Source organism: Citrobacter arsenatis (assembly GCF_004353845.1).
Classification (GTDB): Bacteria; Pseudomonadota; Gammaproteobacteria; order Enterobacterales; family Enterobacteriaceae; genus Citrobacter; species Citrobacter arsenatis.
Window position 1 is genome coordinate 638,552 of sequence record NZ_CP037864.1, and the last position, 17,623, is coordinate 656,174.

The 17,623-nt window shown below is 49.9% G+C and carries 12 protein-coding genes and 3 pseudogenes; 8 read left to right on the forward strand and 7 right to left on the reverse strand.

Features of this window, described 5'->3' with window-relative positions; all coding sequences use genetic code 11:
* Positions 1-20 precede the first annotated feature (20 nt).
* Genes E1B03_RS04020 through E1B03_RS04030 form a run of 3 tightly spaced genes read right to left on the reverse strand, consistent with a single transcriptional unit; the run spans position 21 to position 4,386 of the window.
* A complete protein-coding gene (locus E1B03_RS04020) occupies positions 21-944 on the reverse strand; it encodes a hypothetical protein (RefSeq protein ID WP_087051787.1) in 924 nt (307 codons plus the stop codon).
* Positions 941-2,539, reverse strand: coding sequence for an ATP-binding protein (locus E1B03_RS04025; protein ID WP_133085709.1), 1,599 nt, complete (start codon positions 2,537-2,539; stop codon positions 941-943). Before E1B03_RS04025 ends, E1B03_RS04020 begins: the two co-directional genes overlap by 4 nt.
* A complete protein-coding gene (locus E1B03_RS04030) occupies positions 2,536-4,386 on the reverse strand; it encodes a DEAD/DEAH box helicase (RefSeq protein ID WP_133085710.1) in 1,851 nt (616 codons plus the stop codon). The genes E1B03_RS04025 and E1B03_RS04030 overlap by 4 nt, the downstream gene beginning before the upstream one ends.
* Positions 4,387-4,722: 336 nt before the next feature.
* Between E1B03_RS04030 and E1B03_RS26420 the strand changes: the two are divergent.
* A pseudogene (locus E1B03_RS26420) lies at positions 4,723-5,025 on the forward strand (transposase); the annotation flags it as partial.
* 65 nt (positions 5,026-5,090) lie between these two features.
* Here E1B03_RS26420 and E1B03_RS04035 read toward each other — a convergent pair.
* A pseudogene (locus E1B03_RS04035) lies at positions 5,091-5,192 on the reverse strand (YagK/YfjJ domain-containing protein); the annotation flags it as partial.
* 105 nt (positions 5,193-5,297) lie between these two features.
* Here E1B03_RS04035 and pyrD point away from each other — a divergent pair.
* Positions 5,298-6,308 (forward strand): quinone-dependent dihydroorotate dehydrogenase, encoded by a 1,011-nt coding sequence (gene pyrD / locus E1B03_RS04040; protein WP_133085711.1) that lies wholly within the window; start codon positions 5,298-5,300, stop codon positions 6,306-6,308.
* 73 nt (positions 6,309-6,381) lie between these two features.
* Positions 6,382-6,477: pseudogene (locus tag E1B03_RS04045) on the forward strand (IS200/IS605 family transposase); the annotation flags it as partial.
* Positions 6,478-6,644: 167 nt separating this feature from the next.
* On the opposite strand, the gene symE reads toward E1B03_RS04045, so the two are convergent.
* On the reverse strand, positions 6,645-7,007 hold the full coding sequence (gene symE / locus E1B03_RS04055; protein WP_133085712.1) for an endoribonuclease SymE: 363 nt from the start codon (positions 7,005-7,007) through the stop codon (positions 6,645-6,647).
* A 778-nt stretch (positions 7,008-7,785) separates the two neighbouring features.
* On the opposite strand from symE, the gene E1B03_RS04060 reads away from it, so the two are divergent.
* Together E1B03_RS04060 and E1B03_RS04065 are read left to right on the forward strand one after the other, a co-directional pair.
* Entirely contained in the window at positions 7,786-9,156 is a 1,371-nt protein-coding gene (locus tag E1B03_RS04060) for a tyrosine phenol-lyase (RefSeq protein WP_103768524.1), read from the forward strand.
* 189 nt (positions 9,157-9,345) lie between these two features.
* Positions 9,346-10,611 carry an aromatic amino acid transporter gene (locus tag E1B03_RS04065; protein WP_133085713.1) on the forward strand — a complete coding sequence of 422 codons (1,266 nt, stop codon included), beginning with the start codon at positions 9,346-9,348 and terminating at the stop codon, positions 10,609-10,611.
* Positions 10,612-11,102: 491 nt separating this feature from the next.
* Here E1B03_RS04065 and E1B03_RS04070 read toward each other — a convergent pair whose 3' ends face one another.
* The gene (locus E1B03_RS04070; protein ID WP_103768522.1) at positions 11,103-12,656 is read right to left on the reverse strand and encodes an L-lactate permease; all 1,554 of its coding nucleotides are present in this window, start codon (positions 12,654-12,656) and stop codon (positions 11,103-11,105) included.
* Between the two features lie 579 nt (positions 12,657-13,235).
* On the opposite strand from E1B03_RS04070, the gene E1B03_RS04075 reads away from it, so the two are divergent.
* From E1B03_RS04075 to E1B03_RS04085, 3 genes are read left to right on the forward strand one after another with little or no spacing between them, the layout of a single operon-like run.
* Positions 13,236-13,955, forward strand: a complete 720-nt coding sequence (locus E1B03_RS04075) for a (Fe-S)-binding protein (RefSeq protein ID WP_103768521.1) — start codon at positions 13,236-13,238, stop codon at positions 13,953-13,955.
* A gap of 10 nt (positions 13,956-13,965) precedes the next feature.
* On the forward strand, positions 13,966-15,393 hold the full coding sequence (locus E1B03_RS04080) for a LutB/LldF family L-lactate oxidation iron-sulfur protein (RefSeq protein WP_103768520.1): 1,428 nt from the start codon (positions 13,966-13,968) through the stop codon (positions 15,391-15,393).
* Positions 15,386-16,081 (forward strand): LutC/YkgG family protein, encoded by a 696-nt coding sequence (locus tag E1B03_RS04085; protein WP_103768519.1) that lies wholly within the window; start codon positions 15,386-15,388, stop codon positions 16,079-16,081. Before E1B03_RS04080 ends, E1B03_RS04085 begins: the two co-directional genes overlap by 8 nt.
* A gap of 49 nt (positions 16,082-16,130) precedes the next feature.
* On the opposite strand, the gene gntP is transcribed toward E1B03_RS04085, so the two are convergent.
* Positions 16,131-17,474, reverse strand: a complete 1,344-nt coding sequence (gene gntP, locus E1B03_RS04090; protein WP_103768518.1) for a gluconate permease GntP — start codon at positions 17,472-17,474, stop codon at positions 16,131-16,133.
* Positions 17,475-17,623: the final 149 nt, after the last annotated feature.

The window sequence follows — 17,623 nt, forward strand, 5'->3', positions numbered from 1 at the left end:
CCGTCCTTGCATGAGAAAAACTAGTCATACTTGATCCAGAGATTTCTGGATATTGTCTGTCGCATGTTTTCAATAAATTTCTTGTTCTGGTCCGAAAACTGAGAGTTTTCATACTGCCCCATAAAAAACAGCAATTCGGCCAGTGCACAGCCTTGGTCTTTTGCCTGATTTTTCATCACGGGATGTTCAGTATTGATTGTTATGAAATGATCGTCCCCGTAACCTGGTTCCCACAATGAACCGTCGGCTGTTTTACCGAAACGAATATCGATGTCGTCAGGAGCAGTCATCATTACCCTAAATCTAGGCAGATTGCCGCTGTTTCCAGAAAACAGGAGCCTAAATTCGAGTAGGGCATTGAATATGATAGCCAAGGCATCACTGAAACCTGAACGGTAAATGTTATAACGGTCGGCAATGATATTACCGAACATGTCAGTATTGTCCTGCCCGATGGTGTCACATCCCTGAATGTTGTTCACCAGATCCTTTACCGGACTCGGCATGAATAGACGGGCATACTTTTTCCCTTGGTGAGCAAGCGATTTTGCGATCCTATCACCGGAAAACCTGAACTCTGAAAGGCCCAGAAGCTCCGCGATTTCATATATCATACGGACAATTCTGCAATTTTCAGGCAGATGTTCATCCACCCACGTGGACAGTGCTGGTATTTCCGCTTTAAGCTTGTCGGTTGGAAGATTTGTTACTTCCAGCCCGAAGGTACTCTCGAATGACTCTTTTTCGCTAAAAACGGCAGCGCTTGCTGCTACCTGATAGACAAAATCTGCAATTATCAGATCAGATTCATCGAATATTCGATTGAACAGGTCAATCGGCAGCGGAATCCTGTTCTGCCAGAAAATCAGTCCATCTACCCTGTAACTGTGGTTTTTGTCGTAAAGGTAACGTTTGAAATCGGCCAGATCGTATTCATAACTCATTCTGAATCCTCTTCCGGATCCGGCAGTTCAAGGCTGAGATAACGAAGACTCTCACTGACCTTCTGGCGGAATCCTTTCAGGGTGTATTTGTTCGCTTCTGAGTATTCACCATGTTCGGCATTTGCAAGGCTCCACAGAAGCATGTCGAGAGCTTTCATGGCTTCTACATTGTTCTTGCAGACATCATACATTTTCAGGAAGTATGGATGCGACTTCCCAAGTGTTACGCAGGTATTTCCATCTATGTCACATGACGGTTCCCAGAGATTGTCACCCAACAGGGAGTTTTCTTCGTGGACCCTGACAGTCTTGTCCTCGTAGACGCGTATATCGTTGATTACTGCAGGTTTGGGCTGGTTCTGGTTTCTGATGGTAACTGTTTCGCCATCAACCTTTATATCGGAGTTTTTTGTACGGTTTTTCTGCTTATCTATCGCATTATCAGCAGGACCATGTGCACGTGTCGAACCGGACTGTTCAGATTGATTTTTTGACGGAACGGAAAGTAGTGCCTGACGCCATGGAGCAATCAGCGACTGCAGTTTCCTACGGATTTCAACAGGGATTATCACTCGGCTTTTGCGGAAATCGATACTGAATACATCATCAAGTTCATGGGAGAAAACAAGCTCGACACGTAAACGGGTGATCTTACCTTCCTTCTTATACATTCGGTGAGGCCAGCCGTCATTCCATATCAACCGGTCTTCTCGATAGATATAGAACCCTTGGTTATCCAATCCGTATCTCACAGCCTCCTGCTCTTCCGCAGTCAGCTCATTCTGCGATGGAATCAGGCTTCCTCTGATTGTGAAAGAATAGCTGTTTCCATTGAACTCTACATGGATTTTCTTTTCTTTCAAGAGTTGGGGACGGGCCCCGCCACTGGTAACAAGTTCAGTAGACAGGGGATCCCATCCTTGGAGAAGGATTTCGGGTTCATCCGCAATTTTGAGTGAGATTTCTACGTTTCCGGAAGAAAGATATTTGAAAAAGACGGCACTCAGTTCGTCAACAAGTTCCTTGCCGAGGGTCCGGATCTGATCACGCATCTGTCTATCGCTGCCTGGCTTGATCAGACGATCAATTTTTTCCCAGACAATCATGGTGCCTGAATTTCCGGAGAAATCCTCAAGAACTTCGAAATCGTCGTAATAGTCGTTTTCATCTGGGGTCTCGAGTTCCCAGCGATCTTTTTCACTGATGGTATCGAGATCCCAGATACGGCCTACTGCAGTTCCTTCTTTCTGTGAAAGTACCACCAGTCTACGGCAGAATGCCGTAGACGCAGTTTTCAGCCCCATTCCGAATTTGCCCAGTGACTTCGGATTCGGCCGTTTTTCGGAACCGTACCGCATCGCATTCTTCAGCTCGGACTCAGTCATTCCATCACCGTTATCGGTAATGACTACTCGGAACTCACCCATCAGATATTGGAGCTCGATGGCAATTTTCGTAGCATTAGCTGCTATTGAATTGTCTACAATGTCAGCAAATGCCGCTTTTTCACTGTATCCCGTATCACGGAGGCTTTCGACCAGCCTCGCAGCAGAAGGGCGGAAATCATTTTCCTGTAATTCATTTTTATCTGTCATTTTTTTATCGATTCCAAATATTCCAGCATCAGCTGTTTGTCTGTTTCTTTATAGTCGGCCACTGCAATAACCTGCTCGCTAAGCTTCTGTTTCATTCGTATCCGTTCATCGATCATTTCTTCGACAGTATCCGCGTAATACATGTAATAAACACTAACCACAGATTTCTGTCCGTTTCTCCATGCTCTTGCCGTAGCCTGTGCCTCAAGGGCCGGATTCCACTGTCGGCAATAGTGGATTACATTGGTGGCAGCGGTGATATTTAGCCCCATACCGGCTGTTTTAGGGTGCAACAGTAGCAGATCGAATCCGGACGATTTGGAAAATCTGTCAATCAGCGGCTGCCGTTGTTCATTTGGAGTCCGTCCGTCAATCACTCCTGGGGTGATGCCATAACGTTCCCTAACTGCAGCACCTAGCAGATCGATTGCCTTCTGGAATGTGGCAAAGATGATGACTTTTTCTCCGGATTGTTCTATGCCGTCCAGTTCCATCATAAGTAGTTCGAATTTGGCGCTGTGGAGGCATAGGGATTTGACATCATGGGGTATGCTCGGATCTAAAAGAGCCGGATGTGCAGTAAACTGCTGTAGTTTGTTGATCAGGGGTAGCATACCTCCTCCTCCGTTTGCCGCATCCAGCTGCATCTCCTCAATGAGGGATTCATAGGTATTTCGTTCCTTTTCTCCTGCGGTAACAGCTCTGTGAATATCCATTTTTTCAGGCAGCTGCGTCAGGACATCTTTTTTCATACGTCGCAGGGTTATCTGCCGGAGACTGTTTTCAAGCCCGTGTAGATCCGTATTGAGCGTTTTGGACAGTTCGCGATGGACATAACGAGATCTGAAATCTTGCTCGTTTCCGAGAAAACCGGGGAAAACCAGGTCACAGAGAGCCCAAACGTCAAGAAGGCAGTTCTCGACAGGAGTTCCCGACATTGCAACGGAAGCAACAGAATCAAGACGTCTTGCTGCAAGAGATCTTCCCGACCGAGGATTTTTCAGCATACTGGCTTCATCATAAAGTACAAGGTCAAACGGGATTTCTTCCAGCATCGAAATATCGGAACTCAATACGGTATAGGGAGTAACAATTATATTGTGCTCGGAAAGATCTGAACTGAGACCGCTCCTGTTCTGCCCATAATGGAGAAAAGGTCTGAGTGAAGGAGCAAAAAAAGAAAATTCTCTGATCCAGTTGGCCAGCAGAGGATTGGGAACAACAATAAGGATCCTACCTTCAGGATTGTGTTCGAGAACATCGCAGCATAGGGCAATCACTTGAGCAGTCTTACCCAGACCCATATCATCGGCAAGGATGGTACCCACACCGTTGGCTGCACAGAAGGTCAGCCATGCAACCCCTTCATTCTGGTAGGGGTAGAGTTCCCTGACAAAGAGTTTATCGTGGAGTGATATTTTCTGCTGCTGTGCCCTAAGCTTCTCCATAAGGGATGATGGAAGAGCGTCAATAAGTCCATCACTGTATAGTTTGCGAAGTAGTTTGAGCAATCCGGGGAGTGACAGCTTGTTGCAGGCAGATACGGAGAAATCCTTAAGTCTGTCACTGACAAAATACACCCGTTTGCCATCAGCAATAAAATAACCGTATTCCACCAAAGAATTCACCTGATCAGGAGTAAGCTCTGCCTTCCTGAAAAACAATCTGAATGAAGGCGATGGTTCATGGCTGAACCGAAATTTCAGTTCAGCTGGGCGTTTTGAGATGACCAAAGTAGTTTCGCTGTCTCTATCATCAGCTACAAATTTGCCAAGTCTAAAAAGCAATTTGGGATCGATTGGATACCCGTCCTGCTCGACAATGCCGTTTTTTATCGAATAAACCATTCCATTTCCTGCAGTCAGCTCAGGTTCTAAACTGGTCTACCTTTTTCAGAACCAATTTTCAATTCTGAAATCTAGTTTACGAAATCAGATATGTTTGTAAATGCACTAAATCTACAGAAATTTTTGCTCAGATAATCGGCGTGTGAGATTGAGGAAAGATCTGATGTCCTCAGTGTCAGGATTGTTATTGATGTAGCCTCCTGAAACACCAGACAGTAGCTGTATCTCCAGATAAGAGATTGGCTTGAATATATGTCTAACACTAACGCCAATTTTGAGATGACTGGGATCCTGTTAGGGCAAGAAGTCCGTAAACGTAAAATTCTTTAGGAGAAGATCGCCATTATCCAGCAAACGATGGAGCAGGCATGAATGTTTCCCATGTGCCCGCCTGCACGGTATTCAGCCAGGCCTGCTGTTTATGTGGAAGAAGCAGTACTAGGAAGGCAGCCTTATCGCCGTTGCGGCCGTAGGGGAAGTCGTTCCCGCTTCTGAACTTACTGCTGCTCTGAAGCAGGTCCGGAAGCTTCAGCGCCTTCTGGGTAAGAAGACGATGGAATTTGAGATCCTGAAAGAAGCCGTGTAGTACGGCCAGTCGCGAAAATGGATAGCGCACGAGCCCTTGTTGCCAAAGGACGGGCGCTGTAACCGGCGTAATGACGAAGCAGACGCTGAAATACTGTCGGATACCGGCTACTTTCCTCTCAGTTCTGACTGCACCCGAATGAACGTTCTGCGCTGCAGTAGCTTTTGGTTCGCTCTTTAGCAAAATAGCTCAGACGGAAAGTGAGTTTATCGTAAATTGTATGTAGGAAAACGATTGCTATTTATTGCCGCAGGTCAATTCCCTTTTTGCTTGCGATCGCACATAATACGCACCCGGTTTGCACACCGGGAATCTAGGAGAGTTCATGTACTACCCCTTCGTTCGTAAAGCCCTTTTCCAGCTCGATCCTGAGCGCGCTCATGAATTGACATTCCAGCAGTTACGTCGCATTACCGGCACGCCGCTCGAAGCGCTTGTCCGCCAGAAAGTACCCGCAAAACCGGTTACCTGTATGGGGCTGACGTTTAAAAATCCGCTCGGGCTTGCTGCCGGACTGGATAAAGACGGGGAGTGCATTGATGCGCTCGGTGCGATGGGATTCGGTTCAATTGAGATTGGTACCGTGACGCCACGCCCCCAGCCCGGGAACGATAAACCACGTCTGTTCCGTCTGGTGGATGCGGAAGGTTTGATCAACCGCATGGGATTCAATAACCTGGGTGTTGATAACCTGGTGGAGAACGTTAAGAAAGCACATTTTGACGGCATTCTCGGCATTAATATTGGTAAGAATAAAGATACTCCGGTAGAAAACGGCAAAGATGACTATCTGATTTGTATGGAAAAAGTCTATGCTTATGCTGGTTATATTGCGATTAATATCTCTTCACCGAATACGCCGGGATTACGCACGCTACAATACGGCGAAGCGCTGGACGATCTGCTGGCGGCAATTAAAAATAAGCAAAATGATCTGCAAGCGATCCACCATAAATATGTTCCGGTGGCCGTAAAGATCGCGCCGGATCTTTCCGTCGAAGAACTGATCCAGGTCACCGACAGTTTAGTTCGCCATAATATTGATGGCGTAATTGCAACTAACACCACTCTCGATCGTTCTCTCGTACAGGGAATGAAAAATTGCGATCAAATGGGTGGCTTGAGTGGTCGTCCGTTACAATTAAAAAGTACAGAAATTATTCGCCAGTTGTCTCAGGAATTAAATGGTCAGTTGCCGATTATTGGCGTTGGCGGTATCGACTCGGTCATCGCCGCGCGTGAGAAAATAGCCGCTGGCGCTACCCTGGTACAGATTTATTCGGGCTTTATTTTTAAAGGTCCGCCATTGATTAAAGAAATCGTCAGCAATATTTGAATGCTACCTTAATCACAATCCAGGGCCTTATTTATGGCCCTAGTTTATTGTGCACAGAAAACCCCCAGCTAGGCTACAGGAATACATAAAGCACCAGCTTGAAGAGGATAAAATGGGAGAGCAGTTATCAATCTCCTATCTGGGAAGCCCGTTTACGGGCCGTAAGTAGCGAAGTCTGATGCAAATGTTAGATCGTATGCGCATGTTAGGGCGCGGCTGGTAAGAGAGCCTTATCGGCGCATCAGAAAAACCTCCGGCTATGCCGGAGGATATTTATTTAAATTCCCTTGCTGTTATCGGGTTCTGCCTTGAAGCGGTATTAGCAGCTGCCAGCTCTCACCCCTTCAACCCTTTCCCCGCAATCACCGCGATAAACTCCAGCACCTGCTTTTGTTTGCGTGCTGACAGCTTTTCTACTTTGCGCAGCGATTTCATCAGCGCTGACTCTTCGGGTTCGGCGGTGCGGGCGGTGAGTACGATGCAGCCTTGCATTACCCGCACATCGACGTCGGTGCCGGTGTCGAATCCGGCGGCTTTCAGCCACTGGCCCTTCATCACGATGGACGGAAACTGGACGTACTTCACCGGAATACGGCTGTAATCAGGATAACGGCTCGCATAACCCACCTTCAGGCAACGGTTATCTGCGGCGTGCACTTCTGGATCAAACGAAACTGCAATACAATGCGTATCAGTCATGGTGACTATTCCCTTTAATAGTTACTGTGATTAGCGATGCGCAGGTGTTGGCGCACCTTCGCATCGCGCTAATAAAACCCCTGTAAATTACGCCAGTAAATTGGGGAAAGTCCAGATGTAAATAAGATGAAATAAGCGCGAATAGCACGCTTTCGGAATAAATAGAAAACTCCGCCATCCCAATAAATCCGGTATTATTCATCGTATTTATTCATTATCTTTCACGCGCCTGAATATCCCCACGCTCCAGAAAACAACGCCTGTCGGCATCTGGCCAAAAATGCGATCTAACTCACTGAAGCAAATAGTAAACTCTGAAACAACGCTTATTTGTACACTTTGCTTTACACTTTTAGTGATGTGAATCACAAATATAAACCCGTGAAGTGATCCGACTCTCACAAAATGGGGTGTACTCGTTCAGCAATACATTATGAGCACAGCCTGGAAAGTTAAGTTTTCAGTATTTCCCCCCTCCATGGCCGCACTACCGCGAACAACAAATCAACACGCAAAAAAAAACTTGTTGAATATGAACGGGTAAAAAAATGACGTGTGATTTGCATCACTCACATTTACAGCTTTTAAAATTATTGCCAGTGATTAATGTTGACCGGACTATTTCCATAATCAATTAAATCTTGCATAGTGCCTCCACATTATTTCCCCCCCCTGGAGCAGGAGGCGAATAGTTATATTTCATCAGACTTTATTGATGAACCAGGTATGCTTTACTTCACATTAATACGCACATGACCACTGTTACTGGAGAAACAAAATGAATTATCCGGCAGAACCCTTCCGTATTAAAAGCGTTGAAACTGTATCTATGATCCCGCGTGACGAACGCCTTAAGAAAATGCAGGAAGCGGGTTACAATACTTTCCTGTTAAATTCGAAAGATATTTATATTGACCTGCTGACTGACAGTGGCACCAACGCAATGAGCGACAAGCAGTGGGCCGGAATGATGATGGGTGATGAAGCGTACGCGGGCAGCGAAAACTTCTATCATCTGGAAAGAACTGTTCAGGAACTGTTTGGCTTTAAACATATTGTTCCGACTCACCAGGGACGCGGCGCTGAAAACCTGTTATCGCAACTGGCAATTAAACCTGGGCAATATGTTGCCGGGAATATGTATTTCACTACCACCCGTTATCACCAGGAAAAAAATGGTGCGGTGTTTGTCGATATCGTGCGTGACGAAGCGCACGATGCCGGTCTGAATATTGCGTTTAAAGGTGATATCGATCTTAAAAAATTACAAAAGCTGATTGATGAAAAAGGCGCTGAGAATATTGCCTATATCTGCCTGGCGGTGACGGTTAACCTCGCGGGCGGACAGCCGGTCTCGATGGCAAACATGCGCGCGGTGAGTGAACTGACAAAAGCACACGGCATTAAAGTGTTCTATGACGCCACCCGCTGCGTAGAAAACGCCTACTTTATCAAAGAGCAAGAGCAGGGCTTTGAGAACAAGAGCATCGCCGAGATCGTGCATGAGATGTTCAGCTACGCCGACGGTTGTACCATGAGTGGTAAAAAAGACTGTCTGGTGAACATCGGCGGCTTCCTGTGCATGAACGATGACGAAATGTTCTCTGCTGCCAAAGAGTTAGTCGTGGTGTACGAAGGGATGCCATCCTACGGCGGCCTGGCCGGACGCGACATGGAAGCCATGGCGATTGGCCTGCGTGAAGCCATGCAGTATGAGTACATTGAGCACCGTGTGAAGCAGGTTCGCTACCTGGGCGACAAGCTCAAAGCCGCTGGCGTACCGATTGTTGAACCGGTAGGCGGTCATGCGGTATTCCTCGATGCGCGTCGCTTCTGCGAGCATCTGACGCAGGACGAGTTCCCGGCGCAAAGCCTGGCTGCCAGCATCTATGTGGAAACCGGCGTACGTAGTATGGAACGCGGAATTATCTCTGCAGGCCGTAATAACGTGACCGGTGAACACCACAGACCGAAACTGGAAACTGTGCGTCTGACTATTCCGCGCCGCGTTTATACTTATGCGCACATGGATGTGGTGGCTGATGGCATTATTAAACTTTATCAGCATAAAGAAGATATTCGCGGGCTGAAGTTTATTTACGAGCCGAAGCAACTGCGTTTCTTTACTGCACGCTTTGACTATATCTAAATAATCATTATGGCCCCATCTCAGGATGGGGCTTTTTTGTCTTTCTTTTCCATGAACAGGAAGCCTTTGCGGTGCCCGTTACCGTGACATAACTAAAAAAAGTATACCCTGACTCCGACATTTTTATTATCCGCATGATGTACAAATGACAGCTGTAATTATAACGAATAGTCTACAGGAACATTTATCATGGATATTAATGCCATTGAGCGACAGAGTAGTACCCCCGGACTAATTAGCGGAACCATGTTGGTTATCGCAACCGTAGTGGGTGGCGGGATGTTTTCCCTGCCGATTGCGATGGCCGGTGTATGGTTTCCCGGTGCGTCAGTTATTCTTCTCTTTATCGCCATTATGATGTTATTAACCGGTCTGATGCTGGTTGAAGTTAACCTGCATTATGGCGCTGGTGCCAGTTTTAATACCTTTACCCAGGATTTATTAGGCCGTAAGTGGAATATCGTGGTCGGTGTCGCTTTCGGCTTTGTGCTGTATATTCTGACCTATGCCTATATCTCCGGTTCGTCGGCGGTAATGGCGCAAACCGTGTTCAAATACAGTGGCGTACGTTTTCCGGCGAATATCTCGGTGATTATCGTCAGTATGCTGGTTGGGGCAATTGCCTGGTACAGCTCACTGCTGGTTGGACGTATCACTACCGTATTGATTATCGGTAAATTTATTGCATTTTTTGCCACCTTCTCCGGGCTGGTAGGCCATATTGAAGTGGCGAAACTCGTCGACAGCGTGGCGGTGGCGCTGCCCAATTCGCAGTATCTGCCTTACATCCTGATGACGCTGCCGTTCTGCATTATCTCGTTTGGTTTTCACGGTAACGTGCCGAGCCTGGTTAAGCTGTATGGCACGAGCGGGATCTCGAATATTACGCGGTCGATTATTATCGGCACGCTGTTTGCCCTGCTGCTGTATATCTTCTGGTTAGGCGTTACGATGGGCAACATTAGTCGTTCCTCGTTCCCGCCAATTATTGCTAAAGGTGGCAATATCGATGTGTTTGTCGAGGCCATCAGCGGGCTGTTCACCAGCCGGTATATGGATCTGATCCTCACCTTCTTCGGCAACTTCGCGGTCGCCAGTTCCCTGCTGGCGGCGACGCTTGGCCTGTTCGATTACATCGCCGACCTGTTTCACTTCCCGGATGACGGCATGGGCCGCCTGAAAACCGCGCTGGTGACCTACTTCCCGCCAGCCGCCGTGTGCTTCTTCTTCCCGAACGGTTTTGTACACGCGATTGGTTACGCCGGTCTGGCCTTTACCATCTGGAGCGTGATCCTGCCGCCGTTTTTGGTCAAAGCCGCACGGAAACGTTTTCCGACCGCCAGCTATACCGCGCCGTGTAACAACACCGTGCTCAACCTGGTGATTGTCTGCGGGGCGGTTGTCTATCTGACGGTTGTTCTGGACGTATTTGGTCTGCTGCCAACGTTTCGTTAGCACGGGGGCGTTATGTTTCTGACATTGCTGCGGCTTCAGCACCCTCTGGTCTACCGTTTTGCGTGGCTGCGTATTTGGGTGGTGATGTTAAGAGCGTGCGGGCTGCGTAAAAGAAAGGGGTGAGCATTTGCTGCTGTCGCTGCCGGATGCGGCTCGCGCCTTATCCGGCCTACAAATGAGCGTGAAACGCAGGCCTACAAATGAGTGTGAAACGTAGGCCTGATAAGCGAAGCGCCATCAGGCATAAGTGCCAGGTATTACACGCGGAAGTAGCGTGGTGGGATCAACGCGGAAAAGGCGTCGAACTTCTTCACCATCTTTTTCCAGAACAACATAACAACAATCCTCGATTTGAAACATCGGCGCTATTTTAGTCAGCGCCGACAAATCGTAAAGTCTGCCGCCTCGTTCCGTTCCCAGGGCGGTGTAAACCTTTTTGGTCACCGCGTCGTCAAATACGATTGCCGCGAATTTGACGGGGTTGACAATGGCTACGCCATAAACCAGTAATAAAAGAGGCCAACCTTTAAGCCGAGGATCACAATATAGGCGCAGCAGTATTTCATGGTGCCAGACATTATCTGGTTGGCCTGACCATCCATTTTGGTTGCTGAAACCGCAATGGCGATACTCTGCGGCGAAATCATTTTTCCGCCCGTTGCGCCAGAGGTGTTAGCCGCCGCCAGCCAGTTGGGATCGATATGCAGTTTACTGGCGGCAATGGTTTGCAGTTTGCCGAACAGAATGTTCGAGTTGGTATCGCTGCCGGTAACAAACGTGCCCAGCGCGCCAATCACCGGGGCGAGGAAGACATACGAGCTGCCGGTCAGATCGACAATCGACTGGGCCAGCGTGGAGATAATCCCGCTGAGATCCATTACCGTGGCCAGCGCGACGATCGCCATAATCGCCACAATGGAATTTTTAAGCTGGAAAATGGTTTTTACAAACACTTCCAGCATCCCGCGCGCGGACGCTCCCTGAATGAAACCGCCGATAATGGTCGCAAAGATGATCAGCATCCCCGGCGTGGTCACCCATTCAACTTTCAGCGCCATCGTTTTGCCGTCAGCCAACGTGAAATGCAGCACCGAGGCCAGTTGGGACGCTGCGCCTTTTATCGTCGGGAACAGCGGTGAGCACAGCAGGATAAAGATGAAAATAAACAGATAGATAGAGCCAACGCGGAACAACACTTTTGCCGAGCGCGGTGTGGTTTCGCGGGTATGGCTGACCTCAATGCGCCACTCGGGATCGGTTTTCCCTTTGCGCAGGCGGCTGACCATCGCCACGGCAAGCAGGCTGACCAGGCTCCCGGCGAAGGCAGGCAATTCCGCGCCAAGATGGATGGCGACAAAATATTGCGGAACCAGCGTGGTGATGCCGCACATCAGCGTGATCAGAAATACGCCGCGAATGGCTTTCAGGCCGCCGCCAATAATGCAGACAATCACAAACGGCAGCAGGATATTAAACAGCGCGAGCTGCAGAATAATGGTTCCGCCTAAGGTATAAACCGGCAGGTTAACCTGTTCGGCCAGAATAGAAACCGGGATCCCGACCGCGCCGAAAGCGGTGGGAACGGTATTCGCCACCAGAGAGGCGATCGCCGCCTTCAGCGGGTTGAATCCGAGCGCAATAAGAATGCCGATCGGAATGGCGACCGCCGTACCATAACCCGCAGCGGCTTCAAGAAATCCACCAAAGCACCATGAAATCAGCAACACCTGAATACGCTTATCTTCGCTAATGCTGGCGAGAATATCGCGCAGAATATCCAGCGCTTTGGTTGCCTGCATGACGTTATAACTGAAGATAGCGCCGAGGATCACAATCACAATCGGCCATAACCCCTTCAGTGCGCCATAGCCTATCGCGGCTTTCAGATTCTGTACGGGCATTTCCCAGAATATGGCCGACAGCGCGGCGGTGAATACTAAAGAGATCAGCACTGAATAATGGATGGGCATTTTTAGTTTCAATATTAAAAATACCATCAGTAGTAAAGGAGAGAGTGCCAGGGCAAACATAAAATATTCGTTCATTGCTATTCCCGATTGGTTCATTAAACCTGATTTATATTTATGGCGGGGAGGCTACATTGCTGCTCTAATAAAGTATGTAAACTGAATCGCTTCAGTGAATAAAGTAATTATGATTTGGGGTTTTGTAACTATTGTAATCTTTTTATTAAAATTCAATTCCAAATAAATATACTTAAGAGCAGTCCAGATACCTATAAGTAGTTATTTAACAACCTCTTTGATAATGGTAGTGACGAGAATGGTTATCTCCTGAAACTATTTTTAAGGTGTTAAAAATGCTGTGGTTTTCAATATAAAAATGTGAGCGATGCCGAAATAAATAAACCTAGCTATTGCATGTGCCAGACGATTAGAGGATTATTTTGTTTTGTCATACAAATGAAAATACAGACATTTGCGATTGTCCTGATATAAGAAGCGGAGAGTCGCCATCAAAGAAAAACGATCTGAGCACCACCATGAACCCGGCATTAGTAAAACGAGCAAACAGAACAACCGGGCGTGGAAGGCGATTGAACCTTTGCTTGATATAGCACTATCAAGCGCAATAAACAGAAATGAAGCAATGGAGTAGTTATTGTGAATGTAAATTTCTTTGTTACCTGCATTGGTGACGCACTGAAATCACGGATGGCACGAGACTCCGTATTGCTGCTGGAAAAACTGGGTTGTCGTGTGAATTTCCCCGAGAAGCAAGGGTGTTGCGGTCAGCCAGCCATCAACAGCGGTTACATCAAAGAAGCGATCCCGGGGATGAAAAACCTGATCGCCGCGCTGGAAGACAACGACGACCCGATTATCTCTCCGGCTGGCTCCTGTACCTATGCGGTAAAAAGCTACCCGACCTATCTGGTCGATGAACCGGAATGGGCGCTGCGTGCCGAGAAAGTCGCCGCGCGTATGCAGGATCTCACCTCTTTTATCGTCAACAAACTGGGCGTGGTGGACGTCGGTGCCAGCCTGCAGGGCCGCGCCGTGTATCACCCTTCCTGTAGCCTGACCCGCAAGCTGGGAGTGAAGGACGAGCCGCTTACGCTGCTGAAAAACGTGCGCGGGCTGGAGCTGCTGACGTTTGCCGACCAGGACACCTGCTGCGGTTTTGGCGGGACGTTTTCGGTCAAGATGGCTGAGATATCCGGCGAGATGGTGAAAGAGAAAGTCCTGCATCTGATGGATGCGAAGCCGGAATTTTTGATTGGTGCGGACGTCAGCTGCCTACTGAATATTGGCGGTCGACTGCAACGGGAAGGCCAGCCGGTCAAAGTGATGCATATTGCTGAAGTGCTGATGAGCCGCTGAGGGGAAAGAGATGTCGATAAAAACCAGCGATGTAGAATTTAAACTGCGCATCCGTCAGCAGATAGAAGATCCGATCATGCGTAAAGCCGTGGCCAATGCGCAGGAGCGTATCGGCGCGAACCGGCAAAAAATGGTCGATGAGTTGGGCCACTGGGAAGACTGGCGCGATCGTGCCAGTCAGATCCGCGATCACGTTCTGAGCAACCTCGACGCTTACCTGTATCAACTCTCCGAGAAAGTGACGGAAAACGGCGGGCACGTCTATTTCGCCAAAACCAAAGAAGAGGCCACCCGCTATATTCTGCAGGTCGCGCAGAGTAAAAATGCGAAGAAGGTGGTGAAGTCCAAGTCGATGGTGACGGAAGAGATCGGTGTCAACCATGTGCTGCAGGATGCCGGAATTCAGGTGATAGAAACCGATCTCGGCGAGTACATCCTGCAACTGGATCAGGATCCGCCTTCGCACGTCGTGGTCCCGGCTATTCATAAAGATCGCTACCAGATCCGCCGGGTGCTGAACGAACGTCTGGGCTACGACGGCCCGGAAACGCCGGAAGCCATGACCTTATTCATTCGCCAGAAGATCCGCGAGGATTTCCTCAGTGCTGAAATCGGCATTACCGGCTGCAACTTTGCCGTAGCGGAAACCGGTTCGGTGTGTCTGGTGACCAACGAAGGCAACGCGCGCATGTGCACTACGCTGCCGAAAACGCATATTGCGGTGATGGGCATGGAGCGTATTGCGCCGACGTTTGCCGAGGTGGATGTGCTGATCACCATGCTGGCGCGCAGCGCCGTGGGCGCACGTCTGACGGGCTACAACACCTGGCTGACCGGCCCGCGTGAGGCAGATAACGTTGACGGACCGGAAGAGTTTCATCTGGTGATTGTCGATAACGGTCGCTCGCAGGTGCTGGGCTCAGAGTTTCGCGATGTGCTGCGCTGCATCCGCTGCGGGGCCTGTATGAATACCTGTCCGGCGTATCGTCATATCGGCGGGCACGGCTATGGCTCTATCTATCCCGGCCCTATCGGCGCGGTGATTTCTCCGCTGCTCGGCGGCTATAAAGATTTCAAAGACCTGCCGTATGCCTGTTCACTCTGCACGGCCTGTGACAGCGTCTGTCCGGTGCGTATTCCGCTTTCAAAACTTATCCTGCGTCATCGCCGGGTGATGGCCGAGGAGGGCATTACGCCGAAAGCCGAGCGGCGGGCGATCAAAATGTTCGCCTATGCCAATAGCCATCCGGGGCTGTGGAAAGTCGGGATGATGGCGGGCGCGCATGCGGCGAGCTGGTTTATCAATGGCGGCAAAACGCCGCTCAAGGTTGGCGCGATTGGTGACTGGATGGAGGCGCGCGATCTGCCTGATGCTGACGGCGAAAGCTTCCGCAGCTGGTTTAAGAAACATCAGGCGCAGGAGAAAAAGAATGGATAACCGTACCGCGTTTTTAAACACCATCGCCCAGGCGCTGGGGCGTCCGCTGCGTTTCGAGCCGCAAGCAGATGCCGCGCCGGTTAACAACTATGCCAACGAGCGCCTGACCGAGCTTAGCCCGCAGCAGCGCTGCGAGGCGTTTATCCAGTTTGCCAGCGAGGTAATGCTGGCCCGCTGCGAACTGACCCGCGAGGACCAGGCCGCAGACGCAGCGCTCCGCCTGTGCGAAGAATTGGGTCAGCAGCCGGTGGTACTGAGCGGCGACAGCCGGCTGGTGGCGCTGGGCATCACCGAACGCTTACAGCAGGCATGCAACGCCGTGGTCTGGGATCCGGCGCGTGGTAGCGAAAATATTACCCAGGCCGAGCAGGCGAAAGTCGGTGTAGTGTATGCCGAATATGGCCTGACCGAGTCTGGCGGCGTGGTACTGTTTTCCGCACCGGAGCGCGGGCGTTCCCTGAGCCTGTTACCGGAGTCGTCGATTTTCGTGCTGCGTAAAAGCACCATCCTGCCGCGCGTGGCGCAGTTGGCAGAAAAACTGCATCAGAAAGCGCAGGCCGGTGAGCGGATGCCATCGTGCATTAACATCATCAGTGGACCCAGCTCGACGGCGGATATTGAGCTTATCAAGGTGGTTGGGGTGCATGGCCCGGTGAAGGCGGTGTATCTGATTATTGAGGATTGTTGAGGCAGGATGGAAAACCGCTCTGGCGCTATAGGCCAGAGCGGGACAGACTTTATGCAATCATGCTGATGATCAACACGATGACCAGGCCCACCACGGAGTTCACCAGCTCCAGCAGACCCCAGGTTTTCAGCGTATCCTTCACCGACAGGTCAAAGTAGCCTTTGAACAGCCAGAACGAGGCATCGTTGATATGAGTCAGGGTGTTGGAGCCTGCCGCCGTCGCCAGCACCAGTAACGCCGGATCGACGCCCACCAGTTGACCGGTTGCCGGATCGAGAATGGCGGCGCTGATAATCCCCGCCGCCGTCATGGCGGAGACCACGCCCTGACCGGTTGCCAGACGAATAAGCACGGTTATTAACCACGCCATGATGTACGGAGAAATATTGCCGTGCGACATCAGCATACCGATGGTATCGCCAATGCCGGTATCGATAATGGTCTGCTTCAGAACGCCGCCCGCGCCGATGATCAGGATCACCATGGCGATGCTTTTCACCGCGTTTTCAAAGGCATTCATCACCCACTGCATGTCGTGACCGCGTGCGGTACCAAACAGCACGAAGGCGACAACCATGGCGATAAACATCGCAATCGGCGAGGAACCTAAGAAGTTGACCACTTCCCATGCCTGCGTCCCTTTCACCAGCCAGATGTTGGCGATGGTGGTGGAGATCATGATGATCGCCGGGATCAGCGGCACCAGGATAGACACGCCGAAAGACGGCAGGTTGTTCTGGTCAACCGGTACGTCGGCCTTCATGAATGACGGCGTTGGGCGATCGAGGTTGCCGAGAAACTTCGGCAGGATTAGCCCGGCGCAGATCACGCTCGGAATGGTCACCAGAATACCGTAGATGTAGACCATGCCCATGTCTGCGCCGTAGGCGTTAACCAGCGCCACCGGACCCGGCTGCGGTGGGAATAGCGAGTGCGCGGTGGTGGCGGCGGCAACGGCGGGGATCGCCAGCTTGAGGAACGGGATCTTCGCTTCCGCGGCAATGACGATCACCAGCGGGGCCAGCATAATAAACGCTACTTCATAGAACATCGCCAGGCCGAAGATCAGACCAATAATAATCACCGACAGCTGAACATAGCGCAGGCCGAGTCGCGCCAGCAGCGTGTGGGCAATCTGGTGCGCCGCGCCGGAATCAACCATCAGCTTACCGATGACCGCCCCGAATACTACGATAATCGCCAGTTCACCCAGCGTGCTGCCAAAGCCGGATTTCATGGTGTGCAGCAGTTCCATTAAATCCATCCCCGCCAGCATGCCGACAGAGAGCGCCGCCAGCAGCAGGGCGACCATCGAGTTTATTTTGAATCTTAGATTGAGCACCAGCATCAGACCGATGCCGAATACGACCCACAGAATATTGAGAACGTGCATATAACGTCTACCTTAATTTGGTTGAACTATTATGATTTTGGTTGAGATGTTACATTTATTGGTTAACCATTGATGCGATGAATGTCACATTGCGTTACATGTTTACATTAATAGTGGGTTGTTTGGCCGTAATCTGGCGATCTAATCAG